Origin of the sequence: Acinetobacter sp. CIP 64.2 (assembly GCF_000369645.1) — a bacterium.
Classification (GTDB): Bacteria; Pseudomonadota; Gammaproteobacteria; order Pseudomonadales; family Moraxellaceae; genus Acinetobacter.
Window position 1 is genome coordinate 462,217 of sequence record NZ_KB850120.1, and the last position, 17,461, is coordinate 479,677.

15 protein-coding genes are annotated in these 17,461 nt (G+C 40.6%); 4 read left to right on the top strand and 11 right to left on the bottom strand.

From position 1 onward, the window contains the following. Positions 1-16: 16 nt before the first annotated feature. From rdgB to F895_RS16415, 10 genes are all read right to left on the bottom strand, one after another. Positions 17-640 carry an RdgB/HAM1 family non-canonical purine NTP pyrophosphatase gene (gene rdgB / locus F895_RS16460; protein WP_004757126.1) on the bottom strand — a complete coding sequence of 208 codons (624 nt, stop codon included), beginning with the start codon at positions 638-640 and terminating at the stop codon, positions 17-19. A gap of 76 nt (positions 641-716) precedes the next feature. Then, complete coding sequence (locus tag F895_RS16455) at positions 717-1,157, bottom strand: hypothetical protein (RefSeq protein ID WP_005238643.1); 441 nt, start codon at positions 1,155-1,157, stop codon at positions 717-719. Between the two features lies 1 nt (position 1,158). Beyond that, on the bottom strand, positions 1,159-1,740 hold the full coding sequence (locus F895_RS16450; RefSeq protein WP_005238645.1) for a class I SAM-dependent methyltransferase: 582 nt from the start codon (positions 1,738-1,740) through the stop codon (positions 1,159-1,161). Between the two features lie 156 nt (positions 1,741-1,896). Further along, entirely contained in the window at positions 1,897-2,484 is a 588-nt protein-coding gene (locus F895_RS16445) for a tetratricopeptide repeat protein (protein ID WP_005238646.1), read from the bottom strand. Continuing rightward, complete coding sequence (metW, locus tag F895_RS16440) at positions 2,481-3,074, bottom strand: methionine biosynthesis protein MetW (RefSeq protein ID WP_005238649.1); 594 nt, start codon at positions 3,072-3,074, stop codon at positions 2,481-2,483. Before metW ends, F895_RS16445 begins: the two co-directional genes overlap by 4 nt. Further along, positions 3,074-4,234 (bottom strand): homoserine O-succinyltransferase MetX, encoded by a 1,161-nt coding sequence (metX, locus tag F895_RS16435; RefSeq protein WP_005238651.1) that lies wholly within the window; start codon positions 4,232-4,234, stop codon positions 3,074-3,076. The genes metW and metX overlap by 1 nt, the downstream gene beginning before the upstream one ends. 126 nt (positions 4,235-4,360) lie before the next feature. After that, the gene (gene leuA, locus F895_RS16430; protein WP_005238653.1) at positions 4,361-6,058 is read right to left on the bottom strand and encodes a 2-isopropylmalate synthase; all 1,698 of its coding nucleotides are present in this window, start codon (positions 6,056-6,058) and stop codon (positions 4,361-4,363) included. Between the two features lie 463 nt (positions 6,059-6,521). Beyond that, positions 6,522-7,205 carry a Fe2+-dependent dioxygenase gene (locus tag F895_RS16425; RefSeq protein ID WP_005238654.1) on the bottom strand — a complete coding sequence of 228 codons (684 nt, stop codon included), beginning with the start codon at positions 7,203-7,205 and terminating at the stop codon, positions 6,522-6,524. 106 nt (positions 7,206-7,311) lie between these two features. Continuing rightward, a complete protein-coding gene (locus F895_RS16420; RefSeq protein ID WP_005238655.1) occupies positions 7,312-9,624 on the bottom strand; it encodes a TonB-dependent receptor in 2,313 nt (770 codons plus the stop codon). 327 nt (positions 9,625-9,951) lie between these two features. Beyond that, the gene (locus F895_RS16415; RefSeq protein ID WP_227501364.1) at positions 9,952-12,156 is read right to left on the bottom strand and encodes a TonB-dependent receptor; all 2,205 of its coding nucleotides are present in this window, start codon (positions 12,154-12,156) and stop codon (positions 9,952-9,954) included. 232 nt (positions 12,157-12,388) lie between these two features. Here F895_RS16415 and tig point away from each other — a divergent pair, with 232 nt between their 5' ends. The 4 genes from tig to F895_RS16395 all read left to right on the top strand — a co-directional run bounded on the left by tig (position 12,389) and on the right by F895_RS16395 (position 16,816). Then, positions 12,389-13,720, top strand: a complete 1,332-nt coding sequence (tig, locus tag F895_RS16410) for a trigger factor (protein WP_005238659.1) — start codon at positions 12,389-12,391, stop codon at positions 13,718-13,720. A gap of 268 nt (positions 13,721-13,988) precedes the next feature. Next, positions 13,989-14,594: an ATP-dependent Clp endopeptidase proteolytic subunit ClpP gene (gene clpP, locus F895_RS16405; protein ID WP_004877521.1), complete on the top strand. Its 606-nt coding sequence runs from the start codon at positions 13,989-13,991 to the stop codon at positions 14,592-14,594. A gap of 41 nt (positions 14,595-14,635) precedes the next feature. Next, the gene (gene clpX / locus F895_RS16400; RefSeq protein WP_005238662.1) at positions 14,636-15,946 is read left to right on the top strand and encodes an ATP-dependent Clp protease ATP-binding subunit ClpX; all 1,311 of its coding nucleotides are present in this window, start codon (positions 14,636-14,638) and stop codon (positions 15,944-15,946) included. Between the two features lie 153 nt (positions 15,947-16,099). Further along, positions 16,100-16,816, top strand: a complete 717-nt coding sequence (locus F895_RS16395) for a DUF2846 domain-containing protein (RefSeq protein WP_005238663.1) — start codon at positions 16,100-16,102, stop codon at positions 16,814-16,816. Between the two features lie 22 nt (positions 16,817-16,838). On the opposite strand, the gene F895_RS16390 is transcribed toward F895_RS16395, so the two are convergent. After that, the gene (locus F895_RS16390) at positions 16,839-17,381 is read right to left on the bottom strand and encodes a DUF2059 domain-containing protein (RefSeq protein ID WP_005238664.1); all 543 of its coding nucleotides are present in this window, start codon (positions 17,379-17,381) and stop codon (positions 16,839-16,841) included. Positions 17,382-17,461: the final 80 nt, after the last annotated feature.

Sequence of the window (17,461 nt, forward strand, 5' to 3'; positions counted from 1 at the left end):
AGAGCACTTTAGGGTTTTAAACCAAACTGGCTTTAAATAGCTGCATCGCTTGACCGCGATGGCTGATCTTATTTTTCTCAGCTTTGCTGAGTTCAGCACTCGAAACATTGAGTTCTGGCAGCCAAAATAAAGGGTCATAACCAAAACCGTTTTCACCACGTGCAGCGGCTAAAATCTCACCCTTCCAAATACCTTGGAAAATTTGTGGCAAAGGGTCTTCTGCATGGGTGACCAATGCCAAAACACAAACAAACATGCCTTCAATGGTTTCACCTTCTTTACGCAAAGGTGCAAGATCAGCCAACAGCTTTTGATTATTGGCAGCATCATTGCCATGTTCGCCTGCATAACGTGCTGAGTAAATCCCAGGTGCACCACCTAAGATCGGGACACATAGTCCAGAATCATCTGCCAGTGCAGGTTTACCTGAAAGTTTAGATGCATGACGTGCTTTGATAATGGCATTTTCAACAAAGCTAAGACCGTCTTCAATCGCATCTTCAATATCCAGCTTGCCTTGCGGAATAATCTCGACAGGAAGATTCAGTTGTTGAAATAGATGTTCAAATTCCACAACTTTACCTTTGTTATTGCTTGCAAGGACAAGGCTGCCTTGGTTGAGCCATGCTTGGGTAGACATGCTGAAAATCTCAATATTTTAAATCAGATGAATTGTACTTGATTTGGTGGTCTAAGTCGTTTGTATATCTTTATGATTAAACACCGATAATAGTAAGCCCATCAACATCTTGTTCTAATAATTTGCTTAAGAAACGTATAAGGTCATGCATCATTTTGATCACTTCCACTTTATATTTTGGATATTTTTTCTTAAAAACTTTTGTTTCTTGTTTAAATAAAAGACGAACATTATCGTTATAGCGTAAATATTTTTTAGCTTCTAAGTAAACTTTATATGTATCAAGTTTTGCAATCACTTGCGCTATTTCTCCTGCATAAAGATATGTATTTCCCCAGTGTGACCAAGGCTTTTTATCCCCTAAAAATAAGTGCTCTACTAAAGAAAATGCGATCTCATCAATGACAATTGAATGATCACAATTCGGATTTCGTTGCAAATCATAGGGAATGATCTGCATGTTAAGACCAGCATAAATTCCATTTGAATAGGATGTAACGGTAAAAGAAAATTTCATGCTAAAGTTTTTTCAAAATCAGTGTGTGGAAATTCCAGAATTTAATTTTTCCGTGAGCATTTGGATGTTCTGTTCTGGTTTCTTGATTCAATAAAATTTCATAATCTTCAATGAACAGTTGTTCAATTTGCTGGCGATTAAATCCTTGCATGGTCTGAGGCCGTTGTAATAACCAAGCATCATCTTGACCTAAAAGTTGTATTAATAAAATCCCGCCTTGCGGCAAGGCATGTTTCATCTTTGCGAGTACATGATCAATTTGGTTAGGGGCGCAAAAGAACAGACTGAATAGGGCAATGATAATACTGGCTGATGGAAACGGATAATTTTCAAAAACATGATTTGAGAGAAAGAATTTAGGATGATTTTTAAATCGATACTGACATACCCGTTGTGCTGCTTCAGAGGGATCAAAGGCATAAACCCGATAGTCATGTTTCAGTAAGAAGGCTGCTTCATTGCCTGCGCCACATCCACAATCAATGGCAACACGAGGGAGGGTCGCATCAACATACTGGAGTGCATATTCCAAGATCGGACGATGTGATTGATCTTGGGTGAGTTCCGCAAATATCTGAGACATGAGTACTAAAAAATGAACAATTTAAAATAAATAACAGCTTAAGATCTCTTTGTAAAAGTAGAAATTGAACTACATTTAAATCAATTTGGAATAAAGCCAATAAAAAACCGACTCTCACAAGTCGGTTTTTATATCATCCAATAGATCTAAATCAGATTATTGCGCTTGAATCCATTTATCAGCACGGTCACGTGCAGTACGGATCTGATCTTGAGTCAAGTTTGCAGCCAATGCGGTTTTCTTCCCTTCAGATAGGCTGATGACTTTAGTATCCAGCATGCCATCACGGGTAGATAACTCATACCATTGATAAGCGCCAACAAAGTTTTTCTTTTGCTCTTCCATCATTGCAAGATTGAAGCTGGCACGGTTATCGCCGTTGCTTGCTGCTTTCTCGAAATATTTACGCGCTAAAGCTTCGTCTTTTTTGGTACCAATACCATCGGCATACATACGACCGACATTCAACTGCGCTGCAGATAAGCCTTGATCTGCTGCTGCCTTGAATAAAGAGAATGCTTGTTTCTCATCTTTAGCAACGTCTTTACCAAATTGGTAGCGGGTTGCTAAATAAAACTGTGCCCCAGCTTGACCAGATCTTGCTGCGCTTTGTAATTCACCGATACTCATGACTGAATATCGCGCTGCCTGTGTTGCCACAGATTGTGGTTGAGCAACATAGTCAGCGTGCGCTTGTATACTGATCAGACCAAATAAAAATGTGCTGATTAATGTCTTTTTCATAGAGCGCTCACTCGATAAATTGCGACTTCACCAAATAGGTTCGGCATATGCTTACTGAGCACACTACCTTGTTGGTCACCATTAACGGCAAGTCGATTAATAATTTTAATCCGATTCTCAGCACATAAGGCTTCAAAGTCACGGAAAGTACATAAATGAATATTCGGGGTGTTATACCACATATATGGCAAAGCTTCCGAAACAGGCATTTTCCCTTTCAAGGCAAGAAAAGAACGTGTCTTCCAATGCGCAAAGTTTGGAAAAGTAATAATGGCCTGTTTGCCGACACGCACCATATCACGAAGTAATACATCGGGGGCATCTACAGCTTGCAAAGCTTGTGCCATGACCACAGAGTCAAAAGACTGGTCGGCAAAACGGCTTAAACCGAGGTTTAAGTCCTGTTGGATAATATTTAACCCCCGACTGATGGCAATTGCAATCTTTTCTTGATCAATTTCTAGCCCATAGGCACGAATATTGTGCTGTTTACTCATATGAGCCAGCAATTCACCATCACCACAGCCTAAGTCTAACACGCTAGAGTTCGGGTTGATCCATTTTTCAGCGAGTCGTTGATCTATACGCATTAGTGCTGCTCCTGCGATGTCGATTGCAACTGTTGTTCTCCACCTAAAAATGCGCGTAGGGTTTTCACATACAGTGGAATAGGGAAGAGGAAGGAGTCATGACCTTGTTCAGCATCAATATCTAAGTAGCTGACAGGCTTATGATTATCAATCAAAGCATCCACCAGTTCCTGTGAGCGACTCGGACTAAAACGCCAGTCTGTGGTAAATGAAATCACCAAAAATTGGCACTTCGGTTGACTCATGGCTTTCGTCAAAGAATGTTCATATTCACGTGAAGGGTCAAAATAATCCAAGGCCTTGGTCATAATCAAGTAAGTATTTGCATCGAAATTGCGACTAAATTGTTCACCTTGGTAACGCAAATAGCTTTCCACTTGGAATTCGACATCAAAGCCATACATAAATTTGCCCGATTTTAAATCGCGACCAAATTTCTGTTTCATGGCTTCTTCAGACAGGTAGGTGATATGACCGACCATCCGTGCCAGAATCAAACCGCGTTTGGGATAGCTGTCATTTTCAAGATAACGGCCATGATGGAAATCAGGATCGGAAAGAATTGATTGGCGCGCAACTTCGTTGAAGGCAATATTCTGTGCGGAAAGCTTGGGTGCACTGGCGATAATGGCACATTTTTTTAAGCGGTCTGGATAATCCAGTGACCATTGTAGTGCCTGCATTCCCCCCAAAGAGCCGCCAATCACTGAATACCAAACTTTAATCCCTAAACGATCTGACAGCATGGCTTGGGTTTTGACCCAATCGCGAACTGTGACCAATGGAAAGTCTGGGCCATAAGGACGATTTTCATTTTCAGGATTGGGTGAGGTTGGTCCCGTTGAACCGCTGCAACCCCCGATATTATTTAAGGAAACGACAAAGAAGTGATTGGTATCAATCGCTTTTCCCGGTCCAATACAGCTGTCCCACCAACCTGCTTTTTTGTCATCATCATGATGGTAGCCTGCCGCATGGTGATGTCCTGACAATGCATGGCAAATCAGAATGGCATTGGATTGATCTGCATTGAGTGTTCCATAGGTTTCAACCATTAAATCGAAACGCGGCAATACTCGGCCACATTCAAGTTCTAAAGGTTGTTCAAACTGAAACTTTTGTGGTGTGACTAAACCCACTGAATCCGATGGAAAAGACACTGGAATGATTCGCCCTATAATAAATCATTAATAATAAAAGGATACCAATTCAGGTATCCTTTCCAAAGTCATTTTTTCTGATATTACAACTCAGCTTTACTGACGATTATATGATATTTCACTGATCTAAACCGCAGCAGCAACCACTTGATCTGTGGTCAAGACGCCTTGTTCAATCAAACGGTTGGTACAGGCAATAATGGCCTCGATTGATGACGTCACGATGTTGTCATGCACACCGGCACCGAATGCACTCTTACCTGTGCCTTTGACTTGAAGCTCAATCAAGGCAAGGGCTTTGGCATTGGCACCAGAACTGATGCTGCGCTCTTCATAGTTCACCACATCAATTGGTAACTGCAAGGCATTGAGCATGGCTGAAATTGGGCCATTACCTTCACCACGGAGGCGTTGAATTTCGCCGTCGATTTCAACGTCTAATTCAATGATTTGTGTACCATTAATATCCGACAATTGATAATGTTTGGTGTGATAATGACTGTTTTTCACATCCACATAAGTCTTTTCAAATAATGACCAGATTTCATGTGCACTAATTTCAGTCCCGTTTTCATCAGTATGTTGTTGTACGATCTGACTGAATTCGATTTGGACACGGCGTGGCAAGGCAACGTTGTAGTTCGATTCCAATAAGTAAGCGATACCACCTTTGCCTGACTGGCTATTGACACGGATGACCGCATCATAGTCACGACCCAAGTCTTTCGGATCGATTGGCAAGTAAGGCATATCCCAGATCTCTTCGTTTTTCTGGAATTCAAAGCCTTTTTTAATTGCATCCTGGTGCGAACCAGAGAATGCAGTAAAGACCAAGTCACCTGCATATGGATGACGAGGGTGTACTGGTAAACCTGTACATTCTTCGACGGTGGCAATCACTTCGTTGATATTTGAGAAGTCTAAGTTTGGTGCAACACCTTGGGTATACATGTTCAAGGCAATTGCAGCAACGTCGACATTACCTGTACGCTCACCATTCCCAAACACACAACCTTCAACACGGTCAGCACCCGCCATGATCGCCAATTCAGAGGCTGCAATACCACAGCCACGGTCATTGTGGCAGTGAACTGAGATAATCACGCCATCACGACGCGCCAAGTTACGGTGCATCCATTCGATTTGATCGGCATAGACATTTGGTGTAGACACTTCGACCGTTGCAGGCAAGTTCAAAATGACTTTATTGGTCGGTGACGCTTCCCAGATTTCCGTGACAGCATCGCAGACCTCTTTGGCAACCTCTAATTCAGTTGCAGAGAAACATTCTGGACTGTATTGGAAAATCCAGTCGGTTGCCGGGTATTGTGCTGCATATTCTTTGACTTTTGTTGCGGCATTAATCGCAAGTTGTTTTGAGCCATTGGCATCGACATTCAAGACTTTCTTACGGAAAGTAGGCGAGTTTGAGTTGTAGATATGCACAATGGCACGTTCTGCACCAACTAATGCTTCAAAAGTACGTTCGATCAAGTGATCACGTGCTTGAACCAAAACCTCGATGTAAACATCTTTAGGGATCAAATTTTCTTCAATCAACTTACGGGTAAAATCAAAGTCGATTTGTGAGGCAGAAGGGAAGCCAATTTCAATATGTTTAAAGCCGATTTTAACCAACATGTGGAACATTTTTAATTTTTGATCCATATTCATCGGTTCAAAAATCGCTTGGTTACCATCACGAAGGTCGGTACTCATCCAGATCGGTGCTTGATTGATTTCATTATTCGGCCACTGGCGATCGGGTAAATCCACGCGCTGGTACATACGGCGGTATTTTTTGCTTGGGTCAGCCAACATCATGAGAGAACTCCTTGTCGTAGCCATGGTTGCTGATTCAAATTTAAGGCAACATGCTACAGATATATATGGTGTCTAAAAGAAATAATTTAAAGAGAAGGTGCAGATTGGGCGCCTAAAAGTAGAGGCGAAAAAATTATATGCGCGCGAGGCGCAGCATCAGGAGAAGTGCAGCGAGATGTGTTGTATGAGACGGGTGGGTAAAGCCGCAATTTGTTTTCATCATCTACCATCATTCATATTTGTCATTTAATTTTGCAGTTATCTTAATCATCTAACTAGACTCAGTCTAGGTGAAAATACAGACGACTGCAAAGGGCTGTAAAATATTTTAATTTGAATGAATGGAAAATATTTCCCTGTTTTTTGCACTATTTTGTGGAACAGGGGAAATATTTTTCGTTAATTTTATTAATATTGGAAAATAATGTGAGGATCGACTCTAAATGTGACGAGAACTGTTAAATTATAACTCAGCCCATTTACGCATGAGATTATGATAAAGATTGGTGAGTTTAATCACTTCTGCATGAGTGTCACCGAGTTGCATACGTAGATTTTGAATCGTTTGATCTAAGGTGAACAGCATATTCCGATCAGCGTCATCACGCACCATACTTTGCACCCAAAAGAAGGAAGCAGTTCGGCAGCCGCTACGAATCGCAGTGACTTCATGCAGACTTGATGACGGATAAAGTACCATATCACCCGCAGGTAATTTGGCTTCATGGTAGCCATAAGTATCTTCAATGACTAACTCACCCCCTTCATACTCATCCGGTTCAGATAAAAATAGAGTACAGGAGAGGTCTGTACGTAAACGCTCTTTAGTACCACGAATGCGACGGATTGAATTATCGACATGGAAACCAAAAGATTCCTGATTTTCATAACGATTGAAAAGAGGAGGGATAATATCTAGGGGGAGAGCTGCTGAAAGGAAGAGAGGGTGTTTCCCCAATTCCTCTAAAATAATATTACTCAGATGGTGGGTTAAAGGGTGATCTTCAGGCAGTTGCTGATTATTTTTTACTGTGGCAGACAGGGTGCCTGCGGTAACTTTGCCATTGGCCCATTCGATTTTATCCATTTCTTCGCGAAAGTACTGAATTTGTTCTTTGCTTAATACATTTGGAATATGATGGATCACAATGATTACCTTTATAAAAACAATGAATGATAAAAAATAGCCTCATTATTATGAGGCTATTTTTGCAATAAAATCCATAATTAAATTATGGGTTTTATTGGTGAGATTAGTACTTAAAGTTTACAGAGAGTACCGCACTGCGGCCTTCAGCCTCTGATGCATAGTGTGATGCATAAGCTTTGGTGAAGTAGCGTTTATCAGATAAGTTGTTGATGTTTAATTGTAGGTCAACATTTTTATCTACATTATAACGAGCCATTGCATCGTAGCGAACATAGCCTGGAACCCATTTGGTATTCGCTGCATCACCATACACTCTATCCATAGCCACTGCACCAGCGCCTAAAGTAAGCTGTGGCAAGACTTTATAGGTTGTCCAAAGTGTTGCTGAGTTTTTTGCAACGTTTTGAACTCGGTTACCATTGGTTGGGCTTGGTTGATAATCTGGTGCAGTTGCAGTTCCCTTATTAACAAAGCCAGCATCTACGATTTCACTGTCTAGATAGGTATAACCAGCTGATACAGCCCATTTATCTGTGAGGTTACCATTCGCACCAAGCTCAATACCATCCACACGCGTTTTACCAATGTTTCTTGTGAAACCATCCGTATCTAAGGCACGTGTATTATCTTTCTGTGTACGGAAAATAGCAGCGGTTAAATTTAATTTATTATTTAATAAATCCCATTTAGTACCAATTTCGTATGTTTTCACTTCTTCAGGTTTTAAGTTGTTGATTGCACGTGACTGTTCATCCGTAGTGCTTCGCCCTGGAACGCTAATACCCTCTGAACCATCACCAGCATCCACACCGACAGGGTTGGCAGAAGTTGCATAGCTGATATAAATCGCGCCGTTTTCAGCAGGTTTGAAAGTAAGGCCAGCCTGGTAGTTGAAGAAATCATTGCTTGAACTATATTTTGTCCCAGCTTTGACAAGTGTCGCACCTGAACCCGAATCTTGATTGTATTTCATATCAGTTTCGAATTTGTCCCAACGAACACCCAGATCAAGTAACCATTGTGGGGTGATCGTGATGTTGTCCAGCACATAAACTGATTGAGTTTTTGAGGTAATATTGGTGACATTCGGATTTGCTTTGATATTGCCTAACCATGCATCACCCGAATTAGTGTTGTTTAGGCTAGTACACCAGCCATTCGAGTTGGATAATGAACAAGCATTATTTGCATTATTATTGCTTGAACTCCCTCCAATTTTTGAAGTATTTGGATCGGTAACAATATTGGTTCCACGATCTGAATCTTGCTTAGAATATTCAACGCCAGTATTGAAACTATGTTTAAGTGAACCCGTATCAAACTTACCAGTTAATGCAAGTTGATCCGTAAAGGTATCCGTATTGGTTAAATTGGTATTGACTCGACGCCAAACTTGACCATTTACAATATTGCCTTGGCTGTCATCTGGTTGAGTCCATAAATAATCGTTTTTAGATTTGCTATAGACGGCTGTGTTACGAAGCGTCAAATTTTCGCTTAAATCATGTTCTAACTTGATGGTACCAATCTGATTTTCTTGTTTTTGGAAATCACGATCTTTCCAACCATAATAAGTACCCTGTTTAACATCTACAGGTTTTCCCGCAGTTGTTTTCTTAGTCGTATCATATTGATATGGGATACCAGAATCTGGCTCATCATTTGTTTTTAAGTAGTAATAGCTCAAAGTCCCACGAGTGGCAGAATCTAAACCGAAGCTAATACTTGGTGCGATACCTGCACGTTTATATTCAGCCCCATCATGTTGGCCCGCTTTTTCATTTTGGTGACCCATCACAACGACACGAGCTGCAACACCATTACCAAAATCTTTATTACCATCTAAAGTAATACGAGCGTAATTGTCTGTACCCCCAGAAATAGAGCCTTCTAAAGCATCACCTTTTTTAGCGACTTTAGAAATCATGTTGATGCTACCGCCAGATGTACCTGCACCACCTAAAGCAGATGCTGAACCTTTGGTCACTTCTACTTGTTCGATGGCGAACATTTCGCGGTTTTGAGAGGTTGAGCTACGAATGCCATCTACATACATTGAACTTTCAGAGTTATAACCGCGAATGAATGGACGGTCACCATTTGGGTTACCACCTTCACCCGCACCGAGGGTAATGCCTGGAACAGTACGTAAAGCATCACTTAAGGTTGTAACTTGCGTGTCTTCAATCAATTGTTTTGAAATCACAGAAACTGATTTTGGTGTATCCAGAAGCGGGGCAACAAATTTGCTGTTTGCAGATTTATCTACTTTGAGACTTTGTTCTTGTTCAGCTTGAGCATGAATTGTTGGGAGTTGCACTGCTTGGTCTTGTGCAATAGCAGGTACTGCAATCACAGAAAGTGAAGATGCAATTGCAGAAGAAACGAGTTTCTTCCGTGATTTAATAAAAGACATTTGGATAAATCCTGTTACAGACCTTAATGGTTTTGTAAACAATAATGATTTCTATTTTTATTGCAGCGATTCTTAATTTGTTTTTGCTATTAAAAAATAGATTATAATTTGTAAAAAGAATGGTGAAGATGATTAAGTTATACGTAAATATTTGATTTTATTTTTATATTAGAAAAAATTCTTATTTTTTAAATTTTTATGGTTATTTTGGATGGATCGTGAATTGATTGTAAAACTATATCTTTTGATTGTTGTGTTTGGGTGAATTTTCTTCATTTAGAAATATAAAAAAGGGCTTTCACGAATGAAAGCCCTAGAGCCGATTGATTAGAAACGATAGGTTCCTTTAATTGCAAAAGAGCGACCTGGTGCAACGGTTGAGAAAACACCAACATGAGACGCATCATAAATGCGTTCATTGCTTAGATTGTTGATATTCATTTGTAGGCCAAGCTCAGGCATAACTTGATAACTTGCAAAAGCATCAAAACGAGTGTGTTCTGGTAAGTAATAAGTATTGCTGTCATCTACATAGCGTTTACCAACATAGGTCGCGCCACCGCCTAAACGCAACTTATCGGTCACCGCATAGGTTGTCCATAAGTTTGCATTATGTTTTGCAATAAATTTCATCTGATTGCCATTATCAGGGTTGCTGACATAGTCAGAGCCTTGTTTAACAAAACCGCCATCCAGTAATTCGCTATCTAAATAGCTATAGCCAGCTGAAATATCCCAAAGTGGCGTGATTTGGCCAATCGTGCTGAGCTCGACACCACGTACACGGTTTTCGCCATCAATGGTTACAAAGCCATGAGGGTCTGTGGTTCTTGCATTGGTTTTACGCGTTTCAAACAAGGCAGCATTGACGGCTAAACGTTGGTTTAAAAGCTCCCATTTTGTACCCAGTTCAATACTACGACTTTTTTCAGGATCAATATTGTCAGCTAAACGGTTACCACTCGATACGCCATCCGCACCACCAGCTTGACCTAGATTATCACCACTTGGGTTTAGTGAGGTGGCAAAGTTTGCATAGACGCGACCATTGGGTGCAACTTTGTAAACACTACCAACTTGATAACTAAACATGTTTTCTGAAACAGTATCTTTAAAGTTGGTCGACTCATAGTCATCGAAACGTAAGCCAAGATTCAAGTCCAGTTTATCGTTTAGACTCACTGTATCAGTAACATAGATCCCCGTATTTTCGATTTCACCATCTTTCTTTTTAGCTGCATAGGTGATGTGGAAATTTGGGTGGGTGTTACGGCTTGGATTGTAAAAATCAATAATTTCTTTGCCAGCACCGGTAACGGTCATGGCTTTACTGCCAATGCGCTCTTTACTGTAATCGACGCCCGTTACAAGATTATGTTGAATTCCCCAAGTATTGAATTTCGCTTGTAGGTTTAACTGTCCACTATTGACATGGCTGGTCCGATAAGAGGTACGATCATTTTGCTCATAGGTCAGACCAGAACCTTCCGTTTTACAGGCAGCACCGCTGATTGCACTATCACAGCCAAAACTTAAGCGAGTAAAGAAATAGTCTTGAATGGTTTCTAAATCACGGGCAAGAAAGTTCAACTTTAAGTTTTCATTAAAGTCATGTTCTAAGCGTAAGTCGAAGCTTTCAGAGGTGTAATTTCTAAAATCAATGTCTGGGCGACCAAAATTGGTCTCAAATGGCATGCTTTCAATTGGGGTTTTACGATTAGGGTTTTTGGCATTGCTGAAGGGTAATCCCATATCAGGCGTGTCGTTAAACTCTAAACGGCTATAGCCTGCAGTGAAGCGGGTAGGGGTATTGAGGCCAATGGTAATTGATGGTGCAACACCCCAACGATCAACTTCAACATTATCACGGCGGGCAACTTCACCTTGATCCAGCATGGCATTAAGGCGCACTGCAATATTGTCATTTATTGCAACATTATTATCTGTGGTAAAGCGATATTTGGTGTGACCTTTACCTGAGTTCTGGTATTCAGAGGTAACTGTCGATTCAGTTTTATCTTTTGGTTTCTTGGTGATCAGGTTAATTGTGCCGCCCGTAGAGCCACGACCCGTATAAACTGAACCTGGTCCTTTAGTCACTTCAACGCTTTCTAGGTTAAAGACCTCATGTGAACCACGTGCATAATCTCGCATACCGTCAATCAGAATATCTGTACTGGCTTCATAACCACGAATAAATGGGCGATCTCCCATCGGTGTGCCACCCTCACCTGAACCCAAGGTAATTCCTGGTGTGGTACGTAATACATCTTGTAGCGAGCTTGCACCACGCTCATCAATTTCTTCTTTTGAAATAATATTAATGGTACGGGCTGTATCTAAAAGCGGGGTGGTAATTTTGGAATTACTGGATTCCTTAACGTAGTAAGACGTGTGTTCAGCTTTTGTTTTAATGGTTTCGAGTGTGTGTACGACTTCTTCGTTGGCCATTGCAAAAGGCGTTGCTGTCATGCCAATGAGTGATGCAACTGCTAATTTGTTCTGTTTTTTCCTACTCTTAATATAACCCATACCCATTTACGCCCTATTTTAACCAGAATCAAAAAAAAGGAAAATAATAATGATAAAGTTTATCATTTACAATAAAAATAATTATTTTTTAAGGTTGTTTTAAGAAAACTATGATTTTGGCTAAAATGAGAAATATATGTGCTTTTTTAGCATCCGATTTTGTATATCCAGAAAGTTGTCATATAATGTGGCACTTTAAAAATTGTTATTACTAACTAATATCGAGGAAGCCATGCAAGTAACGACTGAAGCGGTTTCGGGCGTTGCCCGTCGTTTAAATGTTTCTGTACCGACGAGCCGTGTTAACGAGCAGTTTGAAGCTCGCTTACAACGCACTGCCAAAACTGTGAAGATCAACGGCTTCCGTCCAGGTAAAGTGCCTTTGAATGTTGTTCGCCGTGAATATGGTGCGAGCATTTATCAAGAAGTTGTGAATGACATCATTCGTGACACTGTATTTGAAGCAATTCAACAAGAAAAAATCAATGCGGTCGGTATGCCGAACATTGAGAAAGTTGAAAACAAAGATGATGCTTTAGTTTTTGAAGCGACTGTTGAAGTTTATCCAGAAGTAGAAGTGAAAGCTTTTGCTGATCTAGAAGTTGAACGTAAATCATCAGAAATCAACGACAAAGACGTTGATGTAATGATCGAAAACTTGCAAAAACAACGTCAAACTTGGGCTGTAACTAAAGGTATGGCGAAGAAAGACATGCAAGTAACTTTCGACTTCGAAGGGACTGTTGATGGTGAGAAGTTTGAAGGCGGCGCTGCTGAAGACTTTAAACTGGTACTTGGTTCAGGTCGTATGATCCCAGGTTTTGAAGACGGTATCGTTGGTATGAAAGCTGGCGAAGAGAAAGTGATTGATGTCACTTTCCCTGAAGATTACCAAGCTGAAAACTTAGCGGGTAAAGCGGCTCAATTCAAAATCACTGTGAAGCAAGTTGAAAAAGCAAAACTTCCTGAGATTGATGCTGAATTCTTAAAAATCTTCGGTTTGACTGAAGAGGAAGGCCTAGACAAGTTAAAAGCTGACGTTCGTAAGAATATGGAACGTGAAGTTCGCAACGGTCTTCGTAACCAAGTTAAACAAGCTGCATTTGATGCGCTTGTTGCTGCAAACGAAATTGAAGTGCCAGCTTCAATGGTTGCTCAAGAAGTTGACCGTCAACGTCAACAAATGATCCAGCAGTTCACGCAACAGTTTGGTGCTCAAGGTGCAGGTGCATTTGACAGCAGCATGCTTCCAGATGAATTGTTCAAAGAACAAGCTGAAAAATCAGTTAAGCTTGGTGTATTGGTCAGCAAAGTATTGGCTGACGCTAAACTTGAAGTGGATCAAGCACGTGTTGATGCTTATATCGATGACATGGCTTCTTCTTATGAAGACCCAACAGAAGTTGTTGAATACTTCAAAAATGACAAACAACAACGTGCTCAAATCGAAGCAGTTGTGTTAGAAGATCAAGTGGTTGATCACATCTTAGCTTCGGCTAAAGTAAAAGATGTTGCGATCAGCTATGAAGACTTATTAAAAGAGCAACAAGCTCGTCGTGGCTAAGCTTTTAAAAGTTGATTAAAGAAAAAGGCGCTTAATGCGCCTTTTTCTTTAGAAGAAGATCGCGTGCCTTCATATCTTTTGTGAGATGCAAAAGCATTCATGTCAGCTCTTTAAACCCTCTGTTATGAAAGTGTTAATTTAATTCGAAATTGCCAGATTTTAGTCTAAATAATCGAATATTTCAGATTGAACCTTTTGCAATTTCATTGATTATCCCTCATATTGTTGGCATAGATCGAGTCACAATAATTTAGGAATAAGTAAACGTATGTATGTTCCAACAATTGAAAATGCTTTAGTTCCTGTTGTCGTTGAACAATCCTCTCGTGGTGAGCGTTCATTTGATATTTATTCACGTCTATTACGTGAGCGTGTTATTTTTCTAACGGGTGAAGTTGAAGATAACATGGCGAACTTAATCGTTGCGCAGATGTTATTCTTAGAAGCAGAAAATCCAGAAAAAGATATCCATCTCTATATTAACTCACCGGGTGGTTCTGTGACTGCGGGTATGGCGATTTATGACACCATGCAGTTTATCAAACCTGATGTTGTAACTTATTGCATGGGACAAGCAGCATCAATGGGTGCATTCTTATTGAATGCAGGTGCAAAAGGCAAACGTTACTGTCTGGAAAATGCACGTGTCATGATTCACCAGCCACTTGGTGGTTTCCGTGGTCAGGCGTCTGATATTGAAATTCACGCACGTGAAATTCTGTTTATCAAAGAGCGTTTAAATCGTTTGATGGCTGAACACAGTGGCCAAGATTATGAAACGGTTGCACGTGACACAGATCGTGACAATTTTATGACTGCTCAAGCAGCCAAAGAATATGGTTTAGTTGACCAGGTACTAAGCAAACGTCCGTAATTTTTAGGGCCTAAGTTTAAGATTTAAGTTGTGGAGTAAATATGTCCGAACATCCTCAAGGACAAAAACATTGTTCATTTTGTGGTAAAACGCAATCTGAAGTTGGAAAGCTGATTGCAGGTGAGGACGCATATATTTGTAATGAGTGTGTAGATGTCTGCTTGGACTTGGTTCAAACCAGTCAACAAGTGGAAGCAGGGGATTGGGCAACCAAAGCCTTGCCGAAACCACATGAAATACGTGCTGCCTTAGACCAATATGTGATTGGGCAAGATGTTGCGAAGAAAACCTTATCGGTTGCAGTATATAACCATTATAAACGTTTGAAAGTGGGTCAGTCGACTCATGGGCATCAAGAGATTGAAATTGCGAAAAGTAATATTTTGCTGATCGGGCCTACGGGTTCAGGTAAAACATTATTGGCGCAAACATTGGCTCGTTTGCTCGATGTTCCCTTTGCGATGGCAGATGCCACCACTTTAACCGAAGCAGGTTATGTCGGTGAAGATGTTGAAAACATCGTGCAAAAGTTATTGCAAAAAGCGGATTACGATGTAGAGAAAGCACAAAAAGGCATTATCTACATTGATGAGATTGATAAGATTACCCGTAAATCTGAAAATCCATCGATTACCCGTGATGTGTCAGGTGAAGGCGTACAACAAGCCTTATTGAAAATGATTGAAGGTACGGTTGCGTCTATTCCACCACAAGGTGGTCGTAAGCACCCACAGCAAGAATTTATCCAAATCGATACGGCCAATATCCTGTTTATTTGTGGTGGTGCGTTCTCTGGTCTGGAAAAAATTGTCCAACAGCGTCAAGAGAAAGGTGGGATTGGTTTTACTGCAGATGTGAAAAATAAAGATGACAGCAAAAAAGTCTCTGAATTATTCCGTCAGGTTGAAGCAACAGACTTGGTTAAATTCGGTTTGATTCCAGAATTTATTGGTCGTTTGCCTGTGATTGCGACATTAGAGGAACTGGATGAAGAAGCCTTGATGCAGATTTTGACAGAACCGAAAAATGCATTAACACGTCAGTATCAATATCTGTTTACCATGGAAAATGTAGATCTGGTCTTTGATGAGTCTGCGTTACGTGCCGTGGCCAAAAAAGCACTTGACCGTAATACAGGGGCACGTGGTTTACGTTCAATTCTGGAAAATGTATTGCTGGAAACCATGTATGACTTACCAAGTCGTACCGATGTTGGAACTGTGATTGTGGATGCAGCTGTGATTAACGGAACAGCGAAACCAACATTTAAAGCAGAGCGGTTACCGCAGGTTGGGACGCCAGAAGTGATTGAAAAGAAGGATTTGAAGGTAGTTGATTCTAAATCGGCTTAATTCACATTCATCTAAAAAAGCATGAAAGGCTTAGCTTTTCATGCTTTTTTTATTTGCAATTGAACGTTGAGGTGTTAATCTTAAAAAATTGAAAAAATCCGCATAGTTTTGCGCAGTTAAAAATAAATCCAAGAAAACGCCTTGAGGGATGTCATGCGTTATTTAATATTGTCATTATGTTGTGCAGGGGTGTTGGCTGGCTGTCAAAGTCATAAAACAGTTGAAGAAAAACCAACCGCACTGACTGCAACACTACCATCTGTTGATACAGCAAAAGAACCAGGCCTATTGGATCAATATCATGTTGGTGGTTTCAGCGCTGGTGGTTGGGTCAATCAAAAGTTAGGCCAATATTACGCACCAGTCAAACCACAAAATGAACAAGCAGCGATCGTTTATCTGTATCGTCCCGATACCCGTTGGAATCGTCAGGAAATTGCCGCAGCAAATTTATTTGTTAATGGCTATCGTATCCCCAGTCTGTTACATAACCACTATTATTGGCTGGAACTTCCTGCAGGTACCTATCGTCTGAGTGTAAGTCGTCCACTGGTGGGACTGCATTTTCAAAAGCCAAAATATTTAGACTTTACTGTGGATGCTGCACAAACCTATTTCATTAAATATGATGAAGAAAATAAGATTTCACGCAGTGAGCACACGGGCCCTTTTATGATTACACCAGAAAAAGTGGCCCATCAGGAAATTGCATTTACCCGTTTAAAATCATCGAGCTATAACTTCGTGGCACAAGATGCATCAGGTAAGGTGCGTTCCAAACCACAAGAATTAAAGCCAGCCAGATATGATGAGAAATCAGAAGTACATTTGGTGAAACCGTTTAAACTCTGGAATCCTTTGACTTGGTAATCACCATCAAGAAAACAGCAGTTTATTCCGCTTGAATTAAGGGTTGAAGGATAGTGAGGAACTGCGCTTTCAATTGTGAGCTTTGCTCTGGATCGCTTAAGGTTTTTTGACTGATGTTGCTCATATATTGAAAAATATTGGTGCTAATCAGCAACGTTTTTTGATTGATGGATTGGCCTTCGGGTGTTTTTAAAAACTTTAAATACGCCTGTACTTCTTCTTCGCTCAAGGCATCGGCATAAATTTTCTCAATTGCCTGTAGGGTTTCCGGACGAGCAAATACTTTGGAGCTGGTCTCTTTGAGAAGTTGGCTCAGTTCTAAAACCGCGAGATGCTCTTGAGTTGTGGTGAGTTTTTCTTTTCCCAATACCCGCAATAAAATAGTTTCAGCTTCAAGGTCAAGCGTTGGTTGCATTTCATCAAGTGACGTATTTAGCACATGTTCAAGGTCACTGAGTTGAACCAGTTCTTTGACCGATTTGCTTTGAGCGGGGGATGCAAATGTATTTTGTATGCCTGCGAGAAGGCAAAGTCCAATCACTAAGCTGAACATCGATTTATTCATCTCTATATCGCCTTATTCTTCTCATCTTTTTTATAATCTAGCAGAAGCTTTAGGCAAAAAAATAGCCGAATACGATGATT

Coding starts and splice junctions, on each gene's coding strand:
- rdgB (WP_004757126.1), bottom strand. CDS start 640: ATGTCTACCCAAGCATGGCTCAACCAAGGCAGCCTTGTCCTTGCAAGC.
- F895_RS16455 (WP_005238643.1), bottom strand. CDS start 1,157: ATGAAATTTTCTTTTACCGTTACATCCTATTCAAATGGAATTTATGCT.
- F895_RS16450 (WP_005238645.1), bottom strand. CDS start 1,740: ATGTCTCAGATATTTGCGGAACTCACCCAAGATCAATCACATCGTCCG.
- F895_RS16445 (WP_005238646.1), bottom strand. CDS start 2,484: ATGAAAAAGACATTAATCAGCACATTTTTATTTGGTCTGATCAGTATA.
- metW (WP_005238649.1), bottom strand. CDS start 3,074: ATGCGTATAGATCAACGACTCGCTGAAAAATGGATCAACCCGAACTCT.
- leuA (WP_005238653.1), bottom strand. CDS start 6,058: ATGATGTTGGCTGACCCAAGCAAAAAATACCGCCGTATGTACCAGCGC.
- F895_RS16420 (WP_005238655.1), bottom strand. CDS start 9,624: ATGTCTTTTATTAAATCACGGAAGAAACTCGTTTCTTCTGCAATTGCA.
- F895_RS16415 (WP_227501364.1), bottom strand. CDS start 12,156: ATGGGTTATATTAAGAGTAGGAAAAAACAGAACAAATTAGCAGTTGCA.
- tig (WP_005238659.1), top strand. CDS start 12,389: ATGCAAGTAACGACTGAAGCGGTTTCGGGCGTTGCCCGTCGTTTAAAT.
- clpP (WP_004877521.1), top strand. CDS start 13,989: ATGTATGTTCCAACAATTGAAAATGCTTTAGTTCCTGTTGTCGTTGAA.
- clpX (WP_005238662.1), top strand. CDS start 14,636: ATGTCCGAACATCCTCAAGGACAAAAACATTGTTCATTTTGTGGTAAA.
- F895_RS16395 (WP_005238663.1), top strand. CDS start 16,100: ATGCGTTATTTAATATTGTCATTATGTTGTGCAGGGGTGTTGGCTGGC.
- F895_RS16390 (WP_005238664.1), bottom strand. CDS start 17,381: ATGAATAAATCGATGTTCAGCTTAGTGATTGGACTTTGCCTTCTCGCA.